Source organism: Rhodococcus sp. EPR-134, from assembly GCF_001647205.1.
GTDB classification, from domain to species: Bacteria; Actinomycetota; Actinomycetes; order Mycobacteriales; family Mycobacteriaceae; genus Rhodococcus_F; species Rhodococcus_F qingshengii.
The window spans coordinates 1-3,727 of record NZ_LVCT01000259.1 but is presented as its reverse complement, the minus strand read 5'-3'; the positions used below and the strand labels follow the sequence as shown (position 1 = coordinate 3,727).

Here is a 3,727-nt window from a genome sequence, read left to right as displayed (position 1 = left end):
CTCGTATGCACCGTCGTACGCCTTGACCTGCTGCCACACCCGGTCGAAGCGTTCACTGTCGACAACAGGCTTCCGCACCGCGGCCAGGGCCCACTTCTGCTGCTCGGGTGTCGACGACGGCTTTCCATGCAGCGCGATCGCGTATCCCGAGAAGTCACGAATCTGGAAGTCGAAGATCTGATCGACAACGTCGGCGTCGAGCCCGCTGATCTCGGCCTGTTCGAGAATCAGATGACCGTAGACGACGAGAGAGAACAGGTGCCCGACGTTGAGCATGAAATCGAGATCCTTCTGCTGCTGCGCGTCCGGCGCTGCAGCAGTGAGCAATTCGGTGAGCGCGATCGCCTGCTCGTAAAAACGGGCGACGTTCGGAATCGAAGAGTGCTTCTCGTAGAAGGGCTTCCACTCGTGGAACTGAATCTTCGCAGCGCCGCGGGTAGGCCCCTGGTTCCAGAAGAACTCGTCGTCGGCGGCGTCGTCGCGCGTGACGATCTCCGGGAACTGCGCCGAGTTGAACAGATAGTTCGGCAAGAACTTGAGAATCAGGCCGACGTTGACGTGGACGGTGCCCTCGAGCTTGGGCAGCGTGCCGATCATCTGCGCTGCCTCGCGGAAGTACGTGGACTTCTCGTATCCCTTGGCTGCGATCACATCGTGCAGCAACCCGACCACCTTCTCACCTTCGGAGGTGACCTTGGCCTTGGTCATGGGATTGAACAGCAGGTAGCGACGGTCCTCGAGGCTGGCGCTGCGGAAGTAGTCGACCGCCCGCGCACTGAACTGCTTCATCGCGATCAGACGTGAGTACGCGTCGACGAAGGCGGCGCGAACGTGGGCAAAATCCGTGACGGGATTGCCGTACAAAATTCGATTCTGCGCGTGAGTGATTGCCTCGAAGAACGCATGCTCGGTGATGCCGATGGAGCCGGTGCAGAGGTTGAACTTTCCGACGTTGACCGTGTTGAGCGCGGCCTCGAATGCGGCGACGCCGGTGTGCAGAATGTCTTCCTCGCGCACCGGGTAATCGTCGAGGCGGAAATTGCTGACATACATCTGCCCGCGCAGGACGTTGTCCACGAGCTGATAGTTCGGATGTGCACTGTCGGCGACAAAGAACACGTAGCCTTCGGGGCCCTCGACGTCGGTACGACGCCCGAACACAGACACCATTCCGGCTACGTTGCCGTTTCCGATGTAGTACTTCTCGCCGCTCGCGCGGAAGGCGACGTCGCCGTCGGTGGGAGTGAGGAGCATGTCGGTGGAGTACACGTCGGCGCCGTGGTCGCGCTCGGACAGCCCGAACGCCATGACACCACCGTCGGCAAGTTCCTGCGCTGCACGCTTCTTCGCAGCGTCGTTGTCACTCATCCAGATCGGTCCGAGTCCGAGGATCGTGACCTGCCAGGCGTACCAGTAAGCGAGTCCGTAAAAACCGAAGATCTCACTCAAGGCCGCGTTGCGGGCACCGTCCCAACGACGGTTCTCGTCACCGTCGGCGAATGCCGCCGGAGTCTGGAACGTCGCGAACAACTTCTCCTTGCCGACGAATTCGAGAAAGTCGGAGACCCACACGGCGTCGAGGTCGTCCTGAAGCAGTTGCTTCTTACCGCGGCTCTCGAACCATTCGATGGTGGCTCGCAGCAAACGGCGAGTCTCCGGATCGAACTGAGCGGGGTCGTAAGTATGGGGGTTGAAGAGCAATCCATCGGTGCCAGACACGTCATTACCTTTCGTCGACGACGCTAAACTACCAGCGGGTAACTTTCCGCGGTGCGATTCATGGAAGACCTGCGATTCTTCGCGAATGCCACAGGTCCATCGGATTCCACGTGCCTGCCCGAGCGCGCGTGACCGGGTAGCACGCCAACCCGAGCAACAACGCAGACATGTGGCCGATGGCGGTGAAATTGGTGGCGAAAATCAGAGGTACACCATAGAAGAGCAGCAACCCCGCGAGATAGACGTATCGCCACGGATCGACGATTCGATATACCAGAATCCCCATGACGCCGGCCAGACCGTAACTCACACCCACGTCGAGAGTGTTGACCGCCGACTCCGCCACGTATCCGTGCCGAATACCTTCGTACAGAACACCTTCGCTGATGTACGTGGCTCCGACGTGGGCGATGACGACAACACACAGCCACCGCCATGTCCCGAGCCAACGCTCAGCCGTTGCATGAAAGATGGTGAAGAGAACCAGGTATCCCAACCAACCGCCACCTTCGAGCCAGAAGGCACTCGAGAACAGGACTCGTAGCGGGTCTTCGGCCAGGTGATGCAGATTGGTCGAGCGCTTGCCGAGAAAACGCTCCTCGACATTGTCGGGCAGATGCCGAAGGAAGAGCGGGGTGAACAGCAGGGCCAGCAACCAGACGTAGGTACCGGGAGCACTGCGCACCCATCGCCATGCCGCCTTTGCTGCCCCCAGCATCCTCACCGCTTCGAGTCTGCGCTCACTCGTTCACTACTGCAACGGCAAACCCGTCCCATCCCTTCGAACCCACGGTTTGAATGGCGGTGCCGTCGAGTTTCGGCTCGGCCGCGATCATCTCCAACACCGCTCGACTCGCTTTGACGCGCTCGTCGTCGATATCCGGGTTGGACACATGTCCCCCACGCACCACGTTGTCCACGATGATGACGGTTCCGGGATGCGAAAGGGCCAACGCCCACCGCACGTACTCGGTGTTGTTCTCCTTGTCGGCGTCGATGAAGACCAAGTCGAAAGGTCCCAACTCTTCCTTCGCGATCGACGGGAGGCTGTCGAGCGCGGCCCCGACGCGGACGTCGACACGGTCAGCCAAGCCGGCGCGCTCGATATTCGCCCGAGCGACATCCGCATGGGTGGGATCGAATTCCAGCGTGATGACCTGGCCCGAGGGGCCGACCGCGCGAGCGAGCCAGATCGTGCTGTATCCGCCGAGGGTTCCGATCTCGAGAACATTGCGCGCCAGGCACATTCGCGCCAGAAGATTGAGGAGCTTGCCCTGGTTCGGCGCCACGTCGATGGGCGGGAGACCGGCCTCGGAGTTGGCGGCGAGTGCCGCGTCGAGAACCGGATCTTCACCTACCAACGTGGAGACAAGGTAACCGTCGACTTCTGCCCAATCCGGTTCGCGTTCCATAGCCACGATTGTGGCAGAAAAGAAGGGCCGCCGCAGACACCTCGGAAGGTGGCTGCGGCGGCCCAGACGACTATTCGAATCAGCCGCGAACTGCGCTGATGATCTCCTCGATCGCCGAGTCGGCGTCGATCTCACGGCTCTCGCCAGTGAAGCGGTCGCGAATTTCGACCTTGCCGTCGGCCCAACCGCGTCCGACGACAACGATCAGCGGAACGCCGATCAGCTCGGAGTCCTTGAACTTCACGCCCGGCGATGCCTTGCGGTCGTCGAGGATTACTTCGAGTCCGGCACGGTCGAGTTGCGCGGCGAGGCCTTCGGCGCCTTCGCGCGCGGTCTCGTCCTTGTTCGCGATGACGAGGTAGACGTCGGCCGGTGAAACCTCGGCAGGCCAGCGCAGGCCCTTTTCGTCGTGATGCTGCTCGGCAATGACGGCCACCAGACGCGAGACGCCGACGCCGTACGACCCCATGGTCGGGCGGACGGGCTTGCCGTTCTCGGCGAGGACATCGACGGTGAAGACGTCGGTGTACTTACGGCCGAGCTGGAAGACGTGCCCGATCTCGATACCGCGAGCCGAGACCAGCGTGCCGGCTCCA

Annotated in this window: 4 protein-coding genes; all 4 read right to left on the bottom strand. The window is 61.6% G+C overall.

The window, feature by feature from the left end; all coding sequences use genetic code 11:
- The coding region (locus tag A2J01_RS11550) for an acyl-CoA dehydrogenase family protein (protein ID WP_064112732.1) at window positions 1-1,719 on the bottom strand (1,719 nt) is incomplete at its 3' end.
- A 58-nt stretch (window positions 1,720-1,777) separates the two neighbouring features.
- Window positions 1,778-2,437, bottom strand: a complete 660-nt coding sequence (locus A2J01_RS11545) for a rhomboid-like protein (RefSeq protein WP_064112731.1) — start codon at window positions 2,435-2,437, stop codon at window positions 1,778-1,780.
- Between the two features lie 22 nt (window positions 2,438-2,459).
- The gene (locus tag A2J01_RS11540; RefSeq protein ID WP_020969392.1) at window positions 2,460-3,131 is read right to left on the bottom strand and encodes an O-methyltransferase; all 672 of its coding nucleotides are present in this window, start codon (window positions 3,129-3,131) and stop codon (window positions 2,460-2,462) included.
- A gap of 79 nt (window positions 3,132-3,210) precedes the next feature.
- Window positions 3,211-3,727: His/Gly/Thr/Pro-type tRNA ligase C-terminal domain-containing protein (locus A2J01_RS11535; protein WP_269455307.1), on the bottom strand; the 517-nt coding region annotated here is incomplete at its 5' end.

Excerpts from the sequence above, each read along its gene's own strand:
- A2J01_RS11545 (WP_064112731.1), bottom strand. The coding sequence starts at position 2,437 with ATGCTGGGGGCAGCAAAGGCGGCATGGCGATGGGTGCGCAGTGCTCCC.
- A2J01_RS11540 (WP_020969392.1), bottom strand. The coding sequence starts at position 3,131 with ATGGAACGCGAACCGGATTGGGCAGAAGTCGACGGTTACCTTGTCTCC.